General features: G+C 71.0%; 13 protein-coding genes. 6 read left to right on the top strand and 7 right to left on the bottom strand.

The genetic code is table 11. The features are described from left to right. Positions 1–177: 177 nt before the first annotated feature. From OHA86_RS32210 to OHA86_RS32195, 4 genes are all read left to right on the top strand, one after another. On the top strand, positions 178–396 hold the full coding sequence (locus tag OHA86_RS32210) for a DUF5133 domain-containing protein (protein ID WP_329181009.1): 219 nt from the start codon (positions 178–180) through the stop codon (positions 394–396). 175 nt (positions 397–571) lie between these two features. Further along, positions 572–1,018, top strand: coding sequence for a chaplin family protein (locus tag OHA86_RS32205; protein ID WP_329181007.1), 447 nt, complete (start codon positions 572–574; stop codon positions 1,016–1,018). 183 nt (positions 1,019–1,201) lie between these two features. Further along, positions 1,202–2,287, top strand: coding sequence for an S-(hydroxymethyl)mycothiol dehydrogenase (locus OHA86_RS32200; RefSeq protein WP_329181005.1), 1,086 nt, complete (start codon positions 1,202–1,204; stop codon positions 2,285–2,287). Between the two features lie 370 nt (positions 2,288–2,657). Continuing rightward, on the top strand, positions 2,658–4,424 hold the full coding sequence (locus OHA86_RS32195; protein WP_329181003.1) for an ABC transporter ATP-binding protein: 1,767 nt from the start codon (positions 2,658–2,660) through the stop codon (positions 4,422–4,424). Positions 4,425–4,472: 48 nt separating this feature from the next. Here the strand turns inward: OHA86_RS32195 and pgm are convergent, their stop codons facing one another. Then, complete coding sequence (pgm, locus tag OHA86_RS32190) at positions 4,473–6,113, bottom strand: phosphoglucomutase (alpha-D-glucose-1,6-bisphosphate-dependent) (RefSeq protein ID WP_329181002.1); 1,641 nt, start codon at positions 6,111–6,113, stop codon at positions 4,473–4,475. Positions 6,114–6,269: 156 nt separating this feature from the next. Between pgm and OHA86_RS32185 the strand changes: the two genes are divergently transcribed. Further along, positions 6,270–7,781 (top strand): MFS transporter, encoded by a 1,512-nt coding sequence (locus OHA86_RS32185; protein WP_329181000.1) that lies wholly within the window; start codon positions 6,270–6,272, stop codon positions 7,779–7,781. 87 nt (positions 7,782–7,868) lie between these two features. On the opposite strand, the gene OHA86_RS32180 is transcribed toward OHA86_RS32185, so the two are convergent. The 6 genes from OHA86_RS32180 to OHA86_RS32155 all read right to left on the bottom strand — a co-directional run bounded on the left by OHA86_RS32180 (position 7,869) and on the right by OHA86_RS32155 (position 18,432). Then, positions 7,869–8,420: a MarR family winged helix-turn-helix transcriptional regulator gene (locus OHA86_RS32180; RefSeq protein WP_329180998.1), complete on the bottom strand. Its 552-nt coding sequence runs from the start codon at positions 8,418–8,420 to the stop codon at positions 7,869–7,871. A gap of 31 nt (positions 8,421–8,451) precedes the next feature. Further along, positions 8,452–10,164, bottom strand: coding sequence for an MFS transporter (locus OHA86_RS32175; protein WP_443071925.1), 1,713 nt, complete (start codon positions 10,162–10,164; stop codon positions 8,452–8,454). Between the two features lie 77 nt (positions 10,165–10,241). Beyond that, positions 10,242–10,757: a mycothiol transferase gene (locus OHA86_RS32170; protein WP_329180996.1), complete on the bottom strand. Its 516-nt coding sequence runs from the start codon at positions 10,755–10,757 to the stop codon at positions 10,242–10,244. A gap of 186 nt (positions 10,758–10,943) precedes the next feature. Beyond that, complete coding sequence (locus OHA86_RS32165; RefSeq protein WP_329180994.1) at positions 10,944–12,386, bottom strand: ricin-type beta-trefoil lectin domain protein; 1,443 nt, start codon at positions 12,384–12,386, stop codon at positions 10,944–10,946. Between the two features lie 229 nt (positions 12,387–12,615). Continuing rightward, the gene (locus OHA86_RS32160; RefSeq protein WP_329180993.1) at positions 12,616–16,896 is read right to left on the bottom strand and encodes a discoidin domain-containing protein; all 4,281 of its coding nucleotides are present in this window, start codon (positions 16,894–16,896) and stop codon (positions 12,616–12,618) included. A 291-nt stretch (positions 16,897–17,187) separates the two neighbouring features. After that, positions 17,188–18,432 carry an FUSC family protein gene (locus OHA86_RS32155; protein WP_329180991.1) on the bottom strand — a complete coding sequence of 415 codons (1,245 nt, stop codon included), beginning with the start codon at positions 18,430–18,432 and terminating at the stop codon, positions 17,188–17,190. A 388-nt stretch (positions 18,433–18,820) separates the two neighbouring features. On the opposite strand from OHA86_RS32155, the gene OHA86_RS32150 reads away from it, so the two are divergent. Beyond that, complete coding sequence (locus OHA86_RS32150; RefSeq protein ID WP_329182635.1) at positions 18,821–20,914, top strand: discoidin domain-containing protein; 2,094 nt, start codon at positions 18,821–18,823, stop codon at positions 20,912–20,914. The last annotated feature ends 7 nt before the right edge of the window (positions 20,915–20,921 follow it).

Raw genomic sequence — 20,921 nt, 5'->3', positions numbered from 1 at the left:
GTGGTCTTTCGCCCCGGCACCGGAAGCGGAACGTCGGACGTGACGGCGCCCGGAACGGCGGGCGGGACTGCGCCGGGCGGCAATGAGACCTGCGCGACATTCCCTGTGTACCACGCATGCATGCACGAGGAGCGGGCATGTGGGGAGCGACTTCACCGACCACCGAGGAGTACGACGATGCTGATGGCGCACCCGACCGTCCTGCGGAACCTGGTGGAACGCTACGAATCGCTGTCCGACGACACGGACGGTACCGACGGCACCGACCCGCGCGTCGACCAGCAACTGCGCGACACGGCTTACACGTTGTGCGTGTCCACCGGCACCCGGGAGATCGGCGCCGCGCTCGCGGCGGCCCGTGCCCGTATCGAGGACCAGGACGGAGTGGCCGCCTGACGGCGCGCCACATCACCTCCGCCCCGCCGGGTATGACGGTCCGACTGCCACCACCGGCCGGCGCGAAGGAAGCCGTTGGGGTGACATCTCCCGGCGGCAGGACCAGATCGGCTTTCCGCGACGTTGTCACCGTGCGGGCGTATCGCCCGCGCCGATGTCCGGAAGGCAGGAACGTATGAACAGGCTCGCCCGGAAGGGACTCGTCACCGCCATGGTCGCCGGTGGCGTGCTGGCCTCCGCGGGATTCGCGCGGGCCGACGCGGCCGTCACAGGGGACGCCGCGGGTCCGCCGGGAGTCCTGGCGGGCAGCGTGCCGCGGCTGCCGCTCGACCTGCCGCTGAAAGCCTCCGGGCACGGGACGGGCGTTGTCGGCCTCGGCAATGCGGCCGGCGCCGATACCGCAGTCGGCCAGGACGCGCCGCCCGCACCCGCCCACACCCCGATTCCGGCGCCGCCCGGCAGTGCCGCCGCGCCTGCGGCGCCCATGGCGCCCGAGCCCGCCGCCCCGGCCCTTGCCGACACCGGGACCGGCGGCACGGGCATGACGGTCGCGGGCGGCCTCGCGCTGCTCCTCGGCGGCACCGCGCTCCGCCGCGGGGCCGGGTCCGCCGTCCGCCGCTGACCGCGGGACCGGCCGCGTCGCGTACGCGGCACAGCCCGCGGATGCCGTACGCGTCCGGCATCCGGCCGGCCCCGGTATGCCGCGGACCGTGCCACCACCCGGTCGGACGCTGCCGCGTACTGCCGTAGGCCCGCCCCCGGCGCCTAAGGTCGGCGGGGAACGTCGGCGAAGGAGGGCTCAGCCATGGCACAGGAAGTCCGCGGGGTGGTCGCACCCGGCAAGGGCGAGCGGGTGCGGATCGAGACGGTGACGGTGCCGGACCCCGGTCCCGGTGAGGCGGTGGTGCGGGTCCAGGCGTGCGGGGTCTGCCACACCGACCTGCACTACCAGCAGGGCGGTATCGGCGACGACTTCCCGTATCTGCTCGGGCACGAGGCCGCGGGCCTGGTGGAGGAGGTCGGCGCGGGGGTCACCGAAGTGGCGCCCGGCGACTTCGTGATCCTCAACTGGCGGGCGGTGTGCGGCCGGTGCCGGGCGTGTCTGCGCGGGCGGCCGTGGTACTGCTTCGACACCCACAACGCCCGGCAGAAGATGACCACCGCGGACGGTACGGCGCTGTCGCCGGCGCTGGGCATCGGCGCGTTCGCCGAGAAGACCCTCGTGGCGGCCGGGCAGTGCACCAAGGTCGACCCGTCGGTGGCGCCCTCGGTGGCCGGGCTGCTCGGCTGCGGGGTGATGGCCGGGATCGGCGCGGCGGTCAACACCGGGGCGGTCGGGCGCGGGGATTCGGTCGCGGTGATCGGCTGCGGCGGGGTGGGCAACGCCGCGGTCGCCGGGTCGCGGCTGGCCGGTGCGGCCCGGATCATCGCGGTGGACCTCGACGACCGCAAACTCGCCACCGCCTCCGCGCTGGGCGCCACCCACACCGTCAACTCGCGCAACCAGGACCCGGTCGAGGCGATCCGCGAGCTGACCGGCGGGCACGGCGCCGATGTGGTGATCGACGCGGTGGGCCGCCCGGAGACCTACCGGCAGGCCTTCTACGCCAGGGACCTGGCGGGCACCGTCGTGCTGGTCGGGGTGCCGACCCCCGAGATGCAGCTGGAGATCCCGCTGCTGGACGTCTTCGGCCGCGGCGGCGCCCTCAAGTCGTCGTGGTACGGCGACTGCCTGCCGTCGCGGGACTTCCCGATGCTGATCGACCTGCATCTCCAGGGGCGGCTGGACCTGGGAGCTTTCGTCAGCGAGACGATCGCGCTGGACGAGGTCGAGGCGGCCTTCACCCGGATGCAGTCCGGCGATGTGCTGCGGTCCGTCGTGGTGATGTGAGCCCCGGCATGGCGTGGTGATACGAGCCCGGCCGCCGCGAGACGAGCCCCGGCACATCGTCGTGATGCGAGTCCCGGCCGCCGCGAGACGAGCCCCGGCGCCTCGTCGGTGACGTGAGCCCCGGCCGCCGCGACGTGCGCCCCGCACGTCGCCGTGCGCCGGCTCCCGGCGCGTCCCGTGCGGGGCTCCGGTGGCGGTCCCGGTGGCGGGCCGCCACCGGGACCCGGCGGGAAACGGCCGGGCGCGGCAGGCCGGCCTGGCCGTAAGGTGTATGCGCGCACATGAAGACAATCCGCACCTCAGCGCCGAGGTGCCCGTCCGTGCGCCCTGTACCGCACCACCGCGAAGACGTGATTTCGAGGAGCCCGCAATGGCGTTGCCGCAAGGCACGCTCAGCCACCGCTACCGTGGCGAGCACCCCGTACGAACCCTCCTCTACCTCTTCCACCCCGACCGGCGGCGGGTCGCCCTGGCCGTCGCCGCCTTCTTCTTCAAGCACACCCCGGTGTGGCTGCTGCCGCTGATCACCGCGAACGTCGTCGATGTCGTCGTCCAGCACCGCCCGATCTCCGTGCTGTGGTGGAATTCCGCCGTCCTGCTGGTGATCCTGGTGCTCAACCTGCCGCTGCACCTGACGTACGTGCGGTGCATGCAGGGCTCGATACGCCGCACCGGCACCCGGCTGCGGACCGCGCTGTGCCACCGGATGCAGCAGCTGTCCATCGGCTACCACTCCCGGGTCAGCGCAGGAGTGCTCCAGGCCAAGGTGATCAGGGACGTCGAGGCGATCGAGACCGCCGCGCAGCAGACCGCGGACAACGGGCTCGCCGCCATCGCCACGCTGACCGGCGGCCTGGTCGTGATCGGCATCCAGGCACCGGCCTTCCTGCCGGTCTACGTCGTCGTGGTACCCGCCTCCGCGTTCCTGGTGGTCAAGCTGCGGCAGCGGCTGCGGGACCGCAACGAGTCCTTCCGCCAGCAGGTCGAGCAGTTGTCGTCGCGGGTCAACGAGATGACCGCGCTGATCCCGATCACCCGCGCCCACGGCCTGGAGAACACCGCGCTGCACCGGGTGGACCGCACGCTGGGCGAGGTGCTGCACGCGGGGCTGCGGCTGGACCGGCTCAACGGCTGGTTCGGCTCGCTCGCCTGGATCCTGCTCAACGCGATCGGTGTGGCGTGCCTGGCGGGCTCCGCGCTGGTGGCGTACTACGGCTGGCTGAGCGTCACGCCCGGCACCGTGGTGATGCTCAGCGCGTACTTCTCCAGCCTCACCGGGTCGGTCACCACGCTGCTGACGCTGACCCCGCAGATCGGCAAGGGCCTGGAGTCGGTGCGCTCCATCGGCGAGGTGCTGCAGGCGCCGGACCTGGAGCAGAACGACGGCAAGGCGCCGGTGTCCGGAGTGGTCGGGCGGTTCGAGTTCCGCGGTGTCGGCCACACCTACCCCGAGGCGGACCGGCCCTCGATCACCGGCTTCGACCTGGACGTCCGGCCCGGTGAGACGATCGCGCTGGTCGGCGGCTCGGGCGCGGGCAAGTCCACCGTGCTCAACCTGGTGATCGGCTTCCTGCGGCCGACCCGGGGCAGCATCCTGCTCGACGGTGTCGACATGGAGACCCTGGACCTGCGCGACTACCGCAGCTGGCTGTCGGTGGTGCCGCAGGAGTCGATCCTGTTCGAGGGCAGCATCCGGGAGAACGTCACCTACGGCATGGAGGGGGTGCCCGACGAGCGGGTGCGGGCCGCGCTGCGGGACGCCAACGCGCTGGAGTTCATCGACCGGCTGCCGCACGGCCTCGACACGGTCGTCGGCGAGCGCGGCGCCCGGCTGTCCGGCGGGCAGAAGCAGCGGCTGGCGATCGCCCGCGCGCTGATCCGCGACCCGCGGGTGCTGATCCTGGACGAGGCCACCTCGGCGCTGGACTCGCGCTCCGAGGCGCTGGTGCAGCAGGCGCTGACCCGGCTGGTGCGCGGCCGTACGGTCTTCGTGGTGGCGCACCGGCTGTCCACCATCAGGAACGCCGACCGGATCGTGGTGCTGGACGAGGGCCGGATCGCGGAGATCGGCTCGCACGCGGACCTGCTGCGCAGCGGCGGCGCCTACGCCGGCCTGCAGGCCGCCCAGCTGGCCTGACCGCCGTGCGGGGGTCCCGGCCGCGGGACCCCCGCACGGCGGCCCGGGTCAGCCGCCGAGCGCGGCGCCGACGATAGCCTGCGCCTCCTGCTGCACCTCGGCGAGGTGGTCGGCGCCGAGGAAGGACTCGGCGTAGATCTTGTAGACGTCCTCGGTGCCCGAGGGGCGGGCGGCGAACCACGCGTTGTCGGTGCAGACCTTGACACCGCCGAGCGCCGCCCCGTTGCCGGGAGCCTCGGTGAGCACGGCGGTGACCGGCTCGCCGGCCAGTTCCCTGGCCGGGACCTGACCGGCCGACAGCTTGGCCAGCACGGCCTTCTGCTCGCGGTCGGCGGGCGCGTCGATCCTGGCGTAGGCGGGGTCGCCGAACCGCTCGGTGAGGCCGGTGTAGTGCTCGGAGGGCGTCCGCCCGGTGACCGCGGTGATCTCGGCGGCCAGCAGGGCCAGCAGGATGCCGTCCTTGTCGGTGGTCCAGGCGCTGCCGTCGCGCCGCAGGAAGGACGCGCCCGCGGACTCCTCGCCGCCGAAGGCCAGGGTGCCGCCGCGCAGCCCGTCCACGAACCACTTGAAGCCGACTGGTACTTCGGTCAGCGGCCGGCCGAGGTCGGCGACGACCCGGTCGATCATCGACGACGACACCAGGGTCTTGCCGATGGCCAGCTCGGGACCCCACTGCTCGCGGTGCCCCGCCAGGTAGGAGATGGCCACCGCCAGGTAGTGGTTGGGGTTCATCAGCCCGCCGTCGGGGGTGACGATGCCGTGCCGGTCGGCGTCGGCGTCGTTGCCGGTGGCGATGGCGTAGTCGTCCTTGCGGGCGATCAGCGAGGCCATCGCGTACGGCGACGAGCAGTCCATCCGGATCCTGCCGTCCCAGTCCAGCGTCATGAAGCGCCAGGTCGGGTCGGCCTGCGGGTTGACCACCGTGAGGTCGAGGCCGTGCCATTCGGCGATCCGGCCCCAGTATTCGACGGAGGCGCCGCCGAGCGGGTCGGCGCCGATGGTCACCCCGGCCCGGCGTACCGCCTCCAGGTCCAGCACGGACGGCAGGTCGTCGACGTAGCGGCCGAGGAAGTCGTAGCGGGCGGTGGTGGGCGCGGCCAGCGCGCGTGCGTACCCGATCCGCTGGACGCCCTTGAGGCCGTCGGTGATCAGCTGGTTGGCCCGGTCCTGGATCCAGGTGGTGGCGTCGGAGGCGGCGGGTCCGCCGTTGGGCGGGTTGTACTTGAAGCCGCCGTCCGCGGGCGGGTTGTGCGAGGGGGTCACGACGACGCCGTCCGCCAGGGCGCCGGTGCGGCCGTTGTTGTAGGTCAGGATGGCGTGCGAGACCGCGGGGGTCGGCGTCCAGCCGTCCTTCTCGTCGATCAGCACGCTGACGCCGTTGGCGGCGAAGACCTCGAGGGCGGTGACCCGGGCCGGCTCGGACAGCGCGTGCGTGTCGGCGCCGAGGAAGAGCGGCCCCGTGGTGCCCTGCGCGCTGCGGTAGTCGCAGATCGCCTGGCTGGTCGCGGCGATGTGGTCCTCGTTGAACGCGGTGGCCAGCGAGGAGCCGCGGTGCCCCGAGGTCCCGAACGCCACCCGCTGGCCCGGCTCGGCCGGGTCGGGGTGCAGCGCGTAGTACGCCGTGATCAGGCGGGGTACGTCCACCAGGTCCTCCGGCCGGGCCGGTGTCCCGGCACGCTGGTGCGGCATCCACGTCTCCTTTGGCTACAGCTTGGGTCGGTCCTGCCCGACCATTGTCGTCCCCGCCCGCCCGGTCCGCAGCAGCGCGCGCCTCGGCGGGCCGCGACGCACCCGTGGATGATCGCGTACCCCGGACGGCGACCCCGTACGCCCTACAGTGGCCCGATGACCCCGGAGCAGCCCGCAGCGGGCGTACCGCTGGCGTCCGCCACCGGCCGCTGGGTGCTGGCGTGTTCGGTGCTCGGCTCGGGCATGGCGCTGCTGGACGGCACCATCGTCAATATCGCGCTCCCCCGGATCGGCGAGGACCTGGACGCGTCGCTGGCCTCGCTGCAGTGGACCGTGAACGGCTATCTGCTGACGCTGGCCGGGCTGATCCTGCTCGGCGGCGGCCTCGGCGACCGCTACGGGCGGCGCAGGGTCTTCGTGATCGGCGTGGTGTGGTTCGCGCTGGCGTCCGCGGGGTGCGGGGCCGCGCCGAACACCGCCGTGCTGATCGGAGCCCGCGCCCTGCAAGGGGTGGGCGGCGCGCTGCTGACGCCGGGTTCGCTGGCGCTGGTGCAGTCGTCCTTCCGGCCGCAGGACCGGGCCAAGGCGGTCGGCGCCTGGTCGGGGCTCGGCGGGGTGGCCGGCGCGATCGGGCCCTTCCTCGGCGGCTTCCTGGTGGACGGCCCCGGCTGGCGGTGGATCTTCCTGGTCAATCTGCCGCTCGCCGCGGTGGTCGTGGCCATCGCGGTGCGCCATGTGCCGGAGAGCCGGGACCGTACGGCGTCGGGGAGTTTCGACGTGCGCGGCGCCGCGCTGGCCGCGCTGTGCCTGGCCGGTGTCACGTACGCGCTGATCTCCGCGTCCGGCCATCCGCCGTGGACGTCGATCGTGCTGCCCGCGCTGGCGGGGGTGGCGTGCGGGGTGGCCTTCGTGCGCACCGAGCGGGGCCGCGCGCATCCGATACTGCCGCTGTCGGTCTTCTCCTCCCGGCTGTTCACCTCGATGAACGTGGTGACGCTGTGTCTGTACGCGGCGATCGGCGGGGTGTTCTTCATCCTGCCGGTGCAGTTGCAGATCGCCGCGGGGTACAGCGCGCTGCGGGCCGGTCTCGCGACGCTGCCGGTGACCGTGCTGATGCTGCTGCTGTCGGCGCCGGCCGGGGCGATGGCCCAGCGGATCGGGCCGCGGCTGCCGCTGACGGTGGGGCCGCTGGTGACCGCGGCCGGGTTGCTGCTGCTGATCCGGCTGGGCCCCGGCTCGTCGTCGTACGTGCTGGACGTGCTGCCCGCGGTGGTGGTGCAGGGACTGGGGATGAGCCTGTTCGTGGCGCCGCTGACGGCGACGGTGCTGGCGTCGGTGGAGGTCGACCACGCCGGGATCGCCAGCGGGGTGAACAACGCGGCGGCCCGGGTAGCGCAGCTGCTGATCGTGGCCGCGCTGCCGCTGGCGGTGGGGCTGTCGAACCAGGCGTACCGCTCGCCGCACAAGGTGGACGCCGCCTTCGGCTCGGCGATGATGATCTGCGCGGGGCTGTGCGCGCTCGCGGCGCTGCTGGCCTTCGCGCTGGTGCCGTCGGGGGCGCTGCACGAGGACGGCGGCGGTACGGGGGCGATGCCGGAGTGCCGGGCGAACTGCGGCTTCTCGGCGCCGCCGCTGGAGCCGGGCACGGGCGGCGCGACCCGCCAGTGACCCCCCGGTCCGTCCTCCGCCCGGGCCCGGCGGCGCTCCCCCGCGCCTCGGGTACGCCCTCGGCCGCGGTGACGGGCCGCGCCCCGGTTACGCCCTCGGGTGCGGTGACGCCCTCCGGCCCGGGGCGCCCCGCGGTGCCGTGACGTCCTCCGGCCCGGGTGCGTCCTCCGGCCCGGGTGCGTCCGCCGGCTCGGGCTCGGTGAGCAGTTGCTCCAGGACGGGCAGCGCCGCCAGCAGCGTGTCGAGCCGTTCGGGGTCGAGCCGGGCCATCCTGCGGGCCAGCAGCTCCGAGCGCTCGCGGCGGATCCGGCCGAGCAGCTCGCCGCCCTCGGGGCTGATGCTGACCAGCCAGGAGCGGCCGTCGGAGGGGTCGGGCTGCTTGGCGACCAGCCCCGCAGCCACCAGCGGCGCCATCGTACGGGTCAGCGAGGGGGCGGCGACCTGCTCGTGGGCGGCCAGCTCACCGATCCGCAGCGGGCCGTGCTCCTGGGTCCTGGCCAGCGCGGACAGCTGGGCGTAGGTGAGGTTGAGGTCGTCTCCCGAGGCCTGCGCGAGCTGGCGGTAGAGCCGGGCGATGACCAGCCGCAGCCGGGGTACGGCGGCCGAGGAGGGCGCCCCGCGCCCGTTGGTGTCGGTCATGGCGGGGGGCGCCTCCTGGGTCGTACCGCGGTCAGCTGTCCGTGCCGGTGCGGCGGCTGCGGATCAGCGACGCGCCTGCTGCGACCAAGGACATCACGATCGCCAGCGCGAACACCACGACCAGGCCGTCGTGGAAGGGTCCGGAGATCAGGTGCGGGAAGAACTCCCGCCCGGTGAGGGTGTGCGCGTTGGCCGCGGGCAGCTTGCCGAGCAGGTCGGGGCCGAGCAGCTGCTGGATCGGGTTGTAGCCGAGGAAGGCCGCGAAGAGCGTGCCGACCGGTGGCAGGTTCGCCACGTCGTGGGCGTTCGCCGCGGGCACGCCCTGGGCCATCAGACCGGTGCTGAGGGTGTGCGGCAGCGAGCGGGCGAGGCCGGCGACCATCAGCGAGAAGAACACGCCGATGGACAGCACCATGCCGGCGTTCTGGAAGGTCGCGCGCATGCCGGAGGCGGCGCCGCGGGACTCGGCGGGCACGCTGGCCATGATGATCGAGGTGTTGGGCGCGGCGAACAGGCCCCCGCCGAGGCCGTTGAGGAAGACCACCAGCGCGAAGACCCAGTAGCTGAAGTCGGTGGGGATCAGCAGCAGCCCGGCGAAGGAGCCGGCCATCACCACGAAGCCGGAGGCGGCGAAGAGCCGGGCACCGTAGCGGTCGGACAGGGCGCCGGCGACGGGTCCCGCGGCCAGGAAGCCGACGGTCAGCGGCAGCAGGTAGATGCCGGCCCACAGCGGTGTGTCGGCGTAGTTGTAGCCGTGCAGCGGCAGCCAGATGCCCTGGAGCCAGATGATCAGCATGAACTGGAGGCCGCCGCGGGCGATGGAGCCCAGCAGGGTGGCCGCGTTGCCGCCGGCGAAGGCCGCGTTGCGGAACAGCTTGAGCGGGAACATCGGCTCGGCGACCCTGGACTCGACCAGGCAGAAGGCCACCAGCATCGCGACGCCGCCTATCAGCCCGGCCAGCACCCAGGGGTTGGTCCAGCCCATGGTGTGGCCGCCGTAGGGCTGGATGCCGTAGGTGATGCCGGCCAGCAGCGCGGTCAGGCCGACCGCGAAGGTGATGTTGCCCCACCAGTCCATCTTCGCCGGGCGGCGTATCCCGGTCTCGTGCAGCGAGCGGTACGCCCACACGGTGCCGATCAGGCCGATCGGCACATTGACCCAGAAGATGGAACGCCAGTTCCACTCGGCGAGCAGGCCGCCGAGCACCAGGCCGATGAAGGAGCCGGCGATGCCGGCGACCATGTTCACGCCGAGCGCCATGCCGCGCTGGCGGGCCGGGAAGGCGTCGGTGATGATCGCCGCCGAGTTGGCCATCAGCATGGAGCCGCCGACCGCCTGGGCGACCCGCCAGCCGATCAGCCACAGTGCTCCGCCGCCGCCGTGCAGCGGGTCGACGGAGAGGATCACCGAGGTGACGGTGAAGATCAGGAAGCCGGCGTTGTAGATCTTGACCCGGCCCAGGATGTCGCCGAGCCGGCCGAGCGTGACCACCAGGACCGCGGTGACCAGCATGTACCCCATCAGCATCCACAGCAGATAGCTGACGTTCCCGGGCTGGAGCGGGTCGAGCCTGATGCCGTTGAAGATCGCGGGCAGCGAGATCAGCACGATCGAGGAGTTGATCGTGGCGATGAGCATGCCGAGGGTGGTGTTGGACAGCGCCACCCACTTGTAGTGCGGATGGTCGGCTGCGATACGCGGTGGCCGCCGCTGTATTCGTTTCGTCGCGTCTTCTGTCGCCATCAGGCCCTTCACACCCCGCCCGGGTCAGTTACTTAACTTAGGTTAAGTAACTCTATCATCGGGGGGTGCCCCGCCGCTCAGCCGCGGCGGCGCAGCAGGATGCCGCGCAGGAGGGCGGCCTGCCCGGCGTGCTGGAGGTCGTCGGAGATCACGCTGACCAGCCGGGCGCCGAGGGTCACCGGCGGATCCCAGCGGCGGTCCACCACCTGGTCGAGGTCGGCGTCGGCCAGGGAGCGCAGGTACGCCAGGGTCTGCTCGTGGACCGCGTCGTAGTAGCCGGTGAGCAGGTCCGCGGAGGACACGGTGACCGAGGCCACCTCCTGCGGGCTGTGGCCGTAGCCGATGTCGGCGGTGTCCAGCGGCAGCCCGAAGCGCTTGTCCCAGCCGTCCTCGGTCCAGGTCTGCGGGCGGCCCGCCACCTCGGCGACGTGGTCGTCCTGGACCCGGGCCAGGTGCCAGACCAGCCAGCCGACGGTGTTGGCCTCCGGGTCGACGCGGAAGGCCAGCTCGTCGGCGGTCAGGCCGTCGACGGCGGAGTGGACGACCTCCTTGATCCGGCCGTAGGCCTCGGTCAGCAGTTCTGCGGTGTTCATCGGGGGCTCCTCGCGGCGGGGCGGCGCCGCCGCGGGGCCCGGCGGTCCCGTGGCGGCCTGATGATCCGATCCTCGCCGATCGCCGGCGCAAGAGCGCGCGGATTCACGCCGGCCCCGGGCGGGTCGTGGGGACCCGCCCGGGGCCGGGCGATCGGGTGGCGTCCTCGGGTCAGGACGCGCAGCAGGTCAGGACGGCAGCGTCCACTGCTGGTTGGCGGCGCCCGCGCAGGTCCAGATCTGCAGCCGGGTGCCGTTGGCCGAGCTGGGGCCCGTGGCGTCCAGGCACTTGCCGGACTGCGGGTTCACCAGCGTGTTGCCGGTGCCCTTCTGCCAGACCTGGGAGCCGGTGCCGTTGCAGTCGTAGAGCTGCACCTGGGTGCCGTTGGCGGTGCCGGCCGCCGCGACGTCCATGCACTTGCCGAGCGCCTGGAGGGCGCCGCCCGAGGCGACGGTCCAGTTCTGCGCGGTGGTACCGTTGCAGTCGTAGAGCTGGACCGCGGCCCCGTTGGCGCTGCTCGCCGACGCGATGTCGACGCACTTGTTGGCGTATCCGGAGTGGATCGGCCCGGTACCGCCGGCCGGCGGCGGGGTGGTGCCGCCGCCCCCGCCGGTGACGGCGTTGAAGATGCTGGAGAACTGCCAGGCGGACTGCGAGGTGCCGCTGCAGCCGCTCTGCGCGGAGCCGCCGTTGGTGGCGCACGCCTTGTCACGGCCGAGCGCCCAGAAGGACAGCTCCTGGATGCCGTTGGACTTGGCGAAGTTCTCCAGGTCCTGGGCGTCGGAGGTGGAGAAGATCTCGCTGGAGGTGTCGTTGACGCCGATCATCGGGGTGTTGCCCTCCATCGCCCACAGCTGCGCGGAGGTCTTGGTGTTCCAGATCTGGCCGAGCTGGGTGTGCAGGCCCTGTGCCGCGCTGATGGCGGCGTTGCCCATGTCCATGGCGGACCCGTAGTCCATCGTCATGACGTTGACGAGGTTGACGTTCAGGTTGTGGCTCTTGGCGTTGTTCAGCAGGCTGAGCGAGTTGGACTCCAGGCCGCTGGGGTCGACCGGCAGGGTGTACTGGACGTCCAGCCGCTTGCCCTGGGCGGCGTACTGCTGCTGGAGGTCGGCGAGCGCGGTGTTGCGGCGGTCGTTGGCGGCGGTGTTGTTCAGCGCCGACCCTTCGATGTCGAAGTCGACCCGGGTCAGGTTGAGCCCGTCGATGACCCGCTTGTACTGCGTCTCCAGGGCGGAGACCGACGTACAGGCGATGGCCTCCTCGGTGCCCGAGGCGCCGCCGAAGGACGCGATGACGTCGCCGCCGCCGGACCGCAGGCTGTTGATGGCGGAGGTCCAGCTCGCGTCGGTGATGGAGGTGTCGCCGTTGAAGGTGGCGTTGCAGCCGCCGCCGTCGATGACGAAGGCGAGGGTGAAGTACTTGACGCCGGTGGCGTTCTTGGCGTTGGTCAGCGCCGACGGCGAGTTCCAGACCTCGGCGTAGGGCGCGGCGTACTGCGCGGGGAAGCCCGGTCCTGGGTTGGCAGCGGCGTGCGCGGGGGCGCCGGTGGCGAGCAGCAGGCCGGCCGCCAGAGCGGGGACTGCGGTGAGGGCGCCGAGTGTCTTGAACTCGATGCGCGGTCGTGGCATGGGGGGAGGCCTTCCGTAGCGGACAGCCCGGTCCGTCGATTCAGATGAATGAACGGCGGACGCCGACCTGACTGTCGGCGCATCGGTGACCGTAGGACTAGACCAATGCCCCGTCAAGCCCCCGCGTTCAGCGACTGAATACAAAGTGCGTGCGGCACACGGCCCGTCAGGGCATGCGGAGGTGCCCGCGTTCAGCTCTCGAACGCGGGCACCTCTCTGGCCTGCGGCCCTAGTTGTTGACGTTGATGGTGAAGGTGGAGGTGGTGTTCTGGATGTCCACCGCGTTGTCGCTCTCGTGCAGCCCGTTGATGGTCACCGAGCCGACCGCCGGGCCCTGTCCCGCCTCAGGCTGCGGGTTGGCCCACAGTCCGAAGCCCGACTTGGCGTCGAAGGCGTCTCCGCTCTTGTGGGCGCCGGTCACCGACAGGTTGGTGAAGACCGTGTCGCTGATCGGGTTGAGCGAGGTGCTGCCGTTCCACTTGGTCTGGAACATCACACCCGCGTACGTCGGATCGGTGATGTCGACGTTGTTGATCCGCAGCCCCTGGAGCTTGAACTCCGCGGAGAAGATCCACAGCGCGGGGAAGGCCTGCTGTCCCCAGAAGTGACCGCCGTCCCTGGCCAGCGAGATGTTGGAGAAGGTGGTCTGCGGTGTGGACTCGAACCCGAGCGCCGGGATGCCGCCGAAGGCGAGCGACCCGATGGTGATACCCGGGTAGGTCAGGCTGTCGGCGATGTAGAGGTTGCTGAAGGTGTTGCCGCCGCCGCCGTAGACCGCGACGCCCGCCGCGCGCCAGACGTTCTTCACCGTGAGGTTCTGGAAGGTGTTGTTGACTTCCTGCTCATTGGTGTGGTCGATCGCCGGGAAGAGCGCGAAGCTGTCGTCGCCGGTGCTCCTGGCCTCGATGTTGCTGACCGTGTTGCCGCTGCTGCCGTTGGTCAGGTTGACGCCGTCGGCGAAGGTGTCGCGGATCCGCAGGTTGGTGATGGTCGAGTTGTCGACGTTGGTGCCCCAGACACCGACGATGGTGTGCTCGATCCACACGTTGTCGATGGTCATGTTCGACACACCGGTCAGGTCCCACGGCTTGCCGGGGCCGTCGATGCGGCTGGTGTAGTTGCCGAAGATCCCGAAGCCGCTGAACTTGGTGCCGCTGGCGGACGCCAGGAAGCCGGAGTCGGTGTTCTCCTGCCCGGTCGGGGTGTAGAAGCGGCTGAACCAGGGGCCGGCGCCGATCACGTTGATGGCGCGACCGTATACGTTGAACTTGCTGGAGGTCTGGTAGTCACCGGCGGGCAGGTAGACGCCGAGCTTGGTGGTGTCCTGCCGTGCGGTGTCCAGCGCGTTCTGCACGTCCTGCTGGGTGAAGCCGGCCGGCACGACGTACTTGGTCGGGTCCGGGTTGGCGATCGCGGTCGCCTGCTCCAGGTCGATGGAGTCGATGTTGTAGTAGGCCGCGGAGTTGGCCGCGTCCTTCTGCAGCCGGATCTTGTGGCCGGCCGGGACGGTGGTCCCGAGCAGCACGTTGGCCTCGTCGTAGATGTGCCGCGGGGCGCCCGCGCCGGGCGAGTTGCCGGGGCTGGCCTCGTCGCCGTACAGCCACTCGTACTTCGAGGTGAGGGTGATGGTCTTCAGGAAGGTGCCGTCGACGTAGATGTCGAGCGTCGTCGAGTCGGTGCCGTCCGGGATGTTGAAGCGGGTCACCAGCGTGTTGGTGCTGTTCAGCGTGGTGATCTCCACCGAGGCACCGTTGGCGGCCAGGTGCACCGCCTTGCGGCCCGACGCCTCACCGGCGGGGTCGCCGATGGTGCGGTTCGGTCCGAGCACCGTCGCGCCGCCGGCCAGCACACCGGACTCGGCCTCGTAGGTGTCGTACGGCATGTTGGCGCCGCGGCCCACGAAGAGCGACTGGCTGCTGGTGTTGTTCGCCTGCTTGATCGACAGCTCGTTGGCGTCCGCGGCGATCACGGTCTTGACCGTGTACTTGCCGTTGACCGCGGTCCAGCTGCCCAGGCTGACCGGGCTGGTGGTGGCCCCGGCCGCAATGGCGCCGCTGTAGGAGCCGGTGAGCGTCTTGACGACGCTGCCGGTGGTGGCGTCCGCGACGGTCAGCGTGACGTTGTGCGCGCCGGACGCGGAGGCGATGGTGCCCTGGTTCTTGATCGCCACCGAGAAGGCGACGTTGTTGCCCGCCGACGGGTTGCCCGGCGACCAGGCCACCGGCGAGGCGACCAGGTCGGAGGTGTCGACCGGCTTGACCACCAGAGCGGTGGGGTTGGTGTAGGTGTTGTTGGTCTCGTTCTGCTCGACGACCGCGTTGGCCTCGTCGACCTTGGCGGTCAGCTGGTAGCTGCCCGCGTCCTTGGCGCCGATGTTCGCCGTCACGGTGCTGCTCGCGCCGGCGGCCAGTGCGCCGACGTTCGCGGTGCCGACCTTGACGGTGCCGAGGTAGAGGTTGACGTTGGTGGCCGGCGAGGCGTTGGTGCCGGCGTTCTTCACCGTCGCGCTGAGCGTGATCGGGTCGGTCTCCACCGGGGCGGCGGGCGACGCGGTCAGGCCGGTCACGGTGAGGTCCGGGTTCGGGCCGGGGACGCCGATGACCTGGAATTCAGCGACCTGGCCGCCACCGGCGCCCGAGTTGCTGCTGAAGACCAGCCGGACGTCGGCGATCCGCGAGGTGACCGGGATGGACACCGAGTTGCCGGAGGCCGGGTCGAAGCTGTAGCTCTTCGGCGCGACCAGCTGGGTGAAGCCGCTCGCGCTCTGCTCGCGGCCCTGGACCTCGATGGTCTGGGTGCGCGCGCCCCAGGCGCTGCTCGGGTTGAGCTTGACCACGACCGAGCTGGTGTCGACGTTCGAGCCCAGCGAGACGGTCAGCGAGCTGGTGCCGCTGCCCTCCCAGTACGTGGTCAGGTCGTCGTCGTTGGCGTTGGCCGCGACGAAGGTCTGCACCGTGGAGGTGGCGGTGATCGGCTTGCCGACCGCCTGGTTGGTGCCGCCGGTGGGCGGGGTGGTGCCGTTGCGGGTCACCGTGTTGCTGTTGCCCGACTCGTTGCCGGCCGCGTCGACCGCGCGGACGAAGTACGCCACGGTGGCGGTGGCCGGCTGGTTGTCGGTGTAGGTGAGGGTGCTGCCGTTGGTGGTGGCGATCTTGCTGCCGTTGGCGAACACCTCGTAGCCGGTGACGGCCGTGTTGTCGCTCGACGCGCTCCAGGTCAGCTTGATCTGGCCGGAGGCGGGCTGGGTGTAGGCGAGGTTGCCGGGCGCGGTGGGCGCCTGCGTGTCGCCGGAGGTGCCGGTACGGGTGACGGTGTTGCTGTTCGCCGACTGGTTGCCCGCGGCGTCCTTGGCCCGTACGTAGTACGCCACCGTCGCCGTGTCGGGCTGGCTGTCGGTGTAGGTGAGGACATTGCCGGCGACCGAGGTGCGCAGCTGGCCGTTGGCGTAGATGTCGTAGCCCGTGACGCCGACGTTGTCGGTCGCCGCGCTCCAGGTCAGCTTGACCTGGCCGGAGGCGGGCTGGGTGTAGGCCAGGTTCGCCGGCGCCGAGGGGGCGGTGACGTCACCGGTGGCGGGGCCGTAGACCTCGAACTCGGATATCTGGCCGGCCGGCCAGCCGGTGTTGCCGGTGATGTTCAGCCGGACGTACCGGGTGGTGGCGGTGTTGAAGGTGATGGTCACCGTGTTGCCGCTGGACGGGTTGAAGGAGTAACCCGTGGACGCGACCAGGTCGTTGAAGGTCGTGCCGTTGGTGCTGCCCTGGACGGCGAGCGTCTGGGTACGGGTCGCCCACGAGGTGGCGGGCGGGAGCTTCAGCACCACCTTGTTGACCGGCACCGCGGAGCCGAGGTCGACCCTGAGCCACTGCGGGAAGGCGTTGTTGGTGCTCTCCCAGTAGGTGTTGGCGTCGCCGTCGACCGCGTTGCCCGAGCCGTAGACGTCGGAGTGCCCGGACTCGGCGGTCGGCTTGCCGGCGGCCAGGTTGTCCGTGGCGGCAGCGGCGGCCTGCACGGTCAGCTCGGACAGCTGCGCGGTCTTGCCCGCGGAGTTCGCCGACACGTCGGCGCGCAGGTAGTGCGCCTTGGTGGCCGGGAAGCTGATCGTGACCGTGTTGCCCTTGGCGGGGGTGAAGGTATAGGCCGCCGAGCCGACGACCGTGGAGAACAGCGTGCCGTCGTCACTGGCCTGCAGCGCCAGCGTCTCGGTGCGCGCGCTCCAGGAGGCGGGCACCTTGAGCTGCACCTTGTCGATCAGGGTGCTGCTGCCCAGGTTGACCTGCGCCCACTGGGGCAGGGCGCTGCCCGAACTCTCCCAGTAGGAGCTCTGGTCGCCGTCGTTGAGCCGGTCGGCGGTGTTCTTGCCGCTGGTGCTGCTGGCCGAGGCCGCCTTGCCGGCGGCGAGGTCCGGCACGGCCGCGGCCATGGCGGGCAGGGCGGAACCGCCCAGCACCAGCAGGCTGGTGGCGACCACCCCCGCCATCAGCCGTGGAATCGAGCGCTTCGTTCTCATAACGTCCCTCTGTGTCGTGTGGGGAAGATCAGGGGAAGGGCGAGACGGACTATCCGAAACGTGCGGGCTGAGCATATGAAGTTGCGCTCATCCCATGCAGATCCATCGTTGTTCTGCTCATTATTTGCGTACGTGTTGGCAGAGTGTTACAGACGCGCTACGGCGGCGTCTACGCCTCGGCAGGCAACGATTCATGCGCGCACAAGGAAAGTTGGCGCGCCGGGCCGCCCGGGCGGCCCGCACCGGGCCGGACCGGGGTCGCGCGGCGGCCCGCCGGGCCGGCCCCGCGGGCTACTTGAAGGCGCCGCGGACCACCCGGGAGGAGCGCCGGTAGACGCCGCTGTCGCCCAGCCGGCGCTTGATCATCTGCAGCCGGGGGTGCCGCTCACTGGCCTCGCTGCCGTACCGGTCCAGCTCCTCCACCAGCCGCTCGGAGCGCTTCTCCACCGCCAGCTCGTCCAGGATCCGGTCCACCTCGGCCAGCAGGGCGCCGTGCAGCTGCCACTGCCGGGGGTGCTCCTGCACCTTGAGCAGCAGCATGTCGGCGATCCGGTCCCGGCTCAGCGCGCTGTCGGTGAGCGCCTGCGCGAGCCGGTCCTCCGCGGTCTGCGCGTTGGCCGAAACCTGACTGGTGATCAAGACCGCGAAGCTCTCGATCGCATACGCGACATGATCGAACAGTATTTCCAGCTCGCCCGCCACGTCGTCGGGGAACAGCTCCTCGTCGGTGCGCTGCTTGGCGAGGTCGGTGAGCGTACGGGACATCACCCTGAGCACCACCGCGCAGATCTCCAGGGTGTCCAGACCGGTCCGCAGCACGATCCGGGAGAGCGCTCCCTCACGCACCCGCGGATTCCACCGCAGGCTGTCCTCGGCCTGCCGGAGCGAGGCGTCCACTTCGACAATGGCGTGGTCGACGCGGCGCGCCTCGTGCAAGCGGGAGGCGGCACGCTCGACCGGCAGGTGCCCGGCGACCTCGCCGCCCATGTCCCTGAAGAGCCCGCCCATCCGGCGGGCCAGTGACTCGATCGACCCGCCCGCGGACTGCACCCAGACCGGCGGGGCGAAGAGCAGATTGAACAGCAGCCCGACCGCGGCACCGATCAGCGTCTCGAAGATCCGGTCCCAGGCGGTGTTGGCGACCCGGGTCACCCCGAGCACCAGCATCGCGCTGATCGCCACTTCGATCACGAACTCGCCGGCCCGCACGAAGCGGCCGATCACCAGCGAGGTCAGGATCGTCAGGCCGAGACTCCACCAGCTCAGCCCCACCAGGGTGCTGAAGCCGATGGCGATCAGCACCCCGGCGATCACCGCGTTGACCCGGTTGATACCGGTGGTGAGCGTGGAGTACAGCGTCACCTGGACCACCAGCAGCGCGGTGAGCGGCGCGGTCAGCGGCGCCGGCTGCGGGGTGAGCCACAGGGCGACCACATAGGAGAGGACGGCCGCCGCGGTGGACCGCAGAATCTGCGCGGCGGCGGGCTCCGCGGTCCAGCGGACGAGCTTGACCATGGGTTCTGGTACGTCAGGCATCCCATGGGCCTTCCCGCTCCTGGCGATCTCACTGGCCCGGCCAGCCTAGGGCCTGGCACCTCGATCTCCGCGGAGGAGGAAGCGGTGTCCGGCGCGCGCAAGCGCGCGACAACGGGAGCGGACGGCGCGTCAAGATCTTGCACTCAGCGAAATGCCGCATAACTCGTCTATGAGGGCAAGGAGTTCGCTGATCGTTCGGAGCTCGTCAGCAAGCTGCAGCGCGCCGAAACAGCCGTACCAATTTCGTTCACTTTCTTGACGCGTCAGCAACAGCGCCGTAATCATCACAGCAACCAGAGAGCGCTCTCACACGCACCCAGGAGACGCCGTGACCGGCAACCCCCCACATCTGTCCAGACGCTTCCCCCGCTCACTTGTCTTCGCGTTCATCGCGGCCGTGCTCGCGGCGTTCGCCCTCGCGGTCACCCAGAGCCCGGCCAAGGCCGCGGGCACCCTGCTCTCGCAGGGCAGAACCGCCACCTCCTCCTCCACGGAGAACGCCGGGACCCCCGCCTCGGCCGCCGTCGACGGCAACACCGGCACCCGCTGGTCCAGCGCCGCCACCGACCCGCAGTGGCTCCAGGTCGACCTCGGCGCCACCGACACCATCTCGTCGGTCACCCTCAACTGGGAGACCGCCTACGCCAAGGCCTTCAAGATCCAGACCTCGGCGGACGGCACCAACTGGACCGACATCTACTCCACCACGACCGCCACCGGCGGCAACCAGACGCTCACCGTAAACGGTTCCGGGCGCTATGTCCGGTTGTACGGAACGGTCCGCGCCACCCAGTACGGCTACTCGCTGTGGGAGTTCCAGGTCTACGGCAGCACGGGCGCCGGCAACTCCGCCTGCGGCACCGTCAACGCGGCGCTGAACAAGACCGCCACGGCCTCCTCCACCGAGAACGCCGGCACCCCGGCCTCCTCCGCGGTGGACGGCAACAACGGCACCCGCTGGTCCAGCGCCGCGGCCGACCCGCAGTGGCTCCAGGTCGACCTCGGCTCCTCGCAGAACATCTGCGGCGTCCAGCTCAGCTGGGAGAACGCCTACGCCAAGGCCTACCAGATCCAGGTCTCGGCCAACGGCACCGACTGGACCAACGCCTACTCCACCACCACGGGCCCCGGCGCCACCGAGCTGATCACGCTGACCGGCACCGGCCGCTACATCCGGGTCTACGGCACCCAGCGCGCCACCGCCTACGGCTACTCGCTGTGGGAGTTCCAGGTCTTCACCGGCGGCAGCGGCACCGGCGGCACCACCACCGGCGGCGGCACGGGCGGCACCACCACCCCGCCGCCCACCGGCGCGAAGCTGCTGTCGTACAACAAGCCCGCCACCGCCTCGACGTACCAGGACGCCAACAGCTGCACCGGCTGCACGCCGTCCAAGGCCTTCGACGAGGACCCGGCGACCCGCTGGGCGACCAGTGACTCCAACGGCTGGGTCGACCCGGGCTGGATCGCGGTGGACCTCGGCGCGACCGCGCACATCAGCCAGGTCGTCCTGCAGTGGGACCCGGCCTACGCGGTCGCCTACCAGATCCAGACGTCGGCCGACGGCACCAACTGGACCAGCATCTACTCCACCACCACGGGCAAGGGCTTCAAGGAGACCCTGAACGTGGACGGCAACGGGCGCTACGTGCGGATGTACGGCACCGCGCGCAGCAACGGCTACGGCTACTCGCTGTGGACCTTCGACGTCTACGGCACCGGCGGCAACCCCACCGCGCCGCCCGCCGCGCCGCCGAACCCGGGCAACCCCGAACACCTGGTGTGGAGCGACGAGTTCAACGGCGCGGCCGGCACCAAGCCGGACACCGGCAAGTGGACCCAGGACACCGGCAACGGCCAGAACGGCGAGCTGGAGACCTACACCAACGGCGACAACACCACCATGGACGGCGCCGGCAACCTGGTCATCGAGGCCAGGAAGGAAGCCAACGGCCAGTACACCTCGGGCCGGATCAACACCTCCGACCACTTCAACTTCACCTACGGACACGTCGAGGCGCGGATCAAGGTGTCCGGCACGCAGGGCCTGTGGCCCGCGTTCTGGATGCTGGGGTCCAACTTCAAGACCGGCACCCCGTGGCCGAACTCCGGCGAGATCGACATCATGGAGCACGTCGGCAAGGTCGCGGACTCGGTCTACTCCACGCTGCACGCCCCCGCCTACAACGGCGGCAACGGCTACGGGTCCCCCTACACCCTGGCCGGCTCCGACTTCGCGTCGGACTTCCACACCTACGCCGTGGACTGGGACTCCACCCACATGACCTTCTCGGTGGACGGCCACGCCTTCTTCACCGCCGACAAGGCGACGGTGGAGGCCACCCGGGGTCCGTGGGTGTACGACCACCCGTTCTACATCATCCTCAACAACGCGGTGGGCGGTGACTGGCCCGGCGCTCCGGACGCCAGCACGGTCTTCCCGCAGCGCATGCTGATCGACTACGTGCGCGTCTCGCAGTAACGCACGA

The sequence above is a fragment of the Streptomyces sp. NBC_01477 genome (genome assembly GCF_036227245.1).
In the GTDB taxonomy this organism is placed as follows: domain Bacteria; phylum Actinomycetota; class Actinomycetes; order Streptomycetales; family Streptomycetaceae; genus Actinacidiphila.
This window is presented reverse-complemented; position numbering and strand designations above follow the sequence as displayed.

Excerpts from the sequence above, each read along its gene's own strand:
- OHA86_RS32205 (WP_329181007.1), top strand. The coding sequence starts at position 572 with ATGAACAGGCTCGCCCGGAAGGGACTCGTCACCGCCATGGTCGCCGGT.
- OHA86_RS32175 (WP_443071925.1), bottom strand. The coding sequence starts at position 10,164 with ATGGCGACAGAAGACGCGACGAAACGAATACAGCGGCGGCCACCGCGT.
- OHA86_RS32155 (WP_329180991.1), bottom strand. The coding sequence starts at position 18,432 with ATGCCTGACGTACCAGAACCCATGGTCAAGCTCGTCCGCTGGACCGCG.
- OHA86_RS32180 (WP_329180998.1), bottom strand. The coding sequence starts at position 8,420 with ATGACCGACACCAACGGGCGCGGGGCGCCCTCCTCGGCCGCCGTACCC.
- OHA86_RS32160 (WP_329180993.1), bottom strand. The coding sequence starts at position 16,896 with ATGAGAACGAAGCGCTCGATTCCACGGCTGATGGCGGGGGTGGTCGCC.
- OHA86_RS32200 (WP_329181005.1), top strand. The coding sequence starts at position 1,202 with ATGGCACAGGAAGTCCGCGGGGTGGTCGCACCCGGCAAGGGCGAGCGG.
- OHA86_RS32170 (WP_329180996.1), bottom strand. The coding sequence starts at position 10,757 with ATGAACACCGCAGAACTGCTGACCGAGGCCTACGGCCGGATCAAGGAG.
- OHA86_RS32185 (WP_329181000.1), top strand. The coding sequence starts at position 6,270 with ATGACCCCGGAGCAGCCCGCAGCGGGCGTACCGCTGGCGTCCGCCACC.
- pgm (WP_329181002.1), bottom strand. The coding sequence starts at position 6,113 with ATGCCGCACCAGCGTGCCGGGACACCGGCCCGGCCGGAGGACCTGGTG.
- OHA86_RS32210 (WP_329181009.1), top strand. The coding sequence starts at position 178 with ATGCTGATGGCGCACCCGACCGTCCTGCGGAACCTGGTGGAACGCTAC.
- OHA86_RS32195 (WP_329181003.1), top strand. The coding sequence starts at position 2,658 with ATGGCGTTGCCGCAAGGCACGCTCAGCCACCGCTACCGTGGCGAGCAC.
- OHA86_RS32165 (WP_329180994.1), bottom strand. The coding sequence starts at position 12,386 with ATGCCACGACCGCGCATCGAGTTCAAGACACTCGGCGCCCTCACCGCA.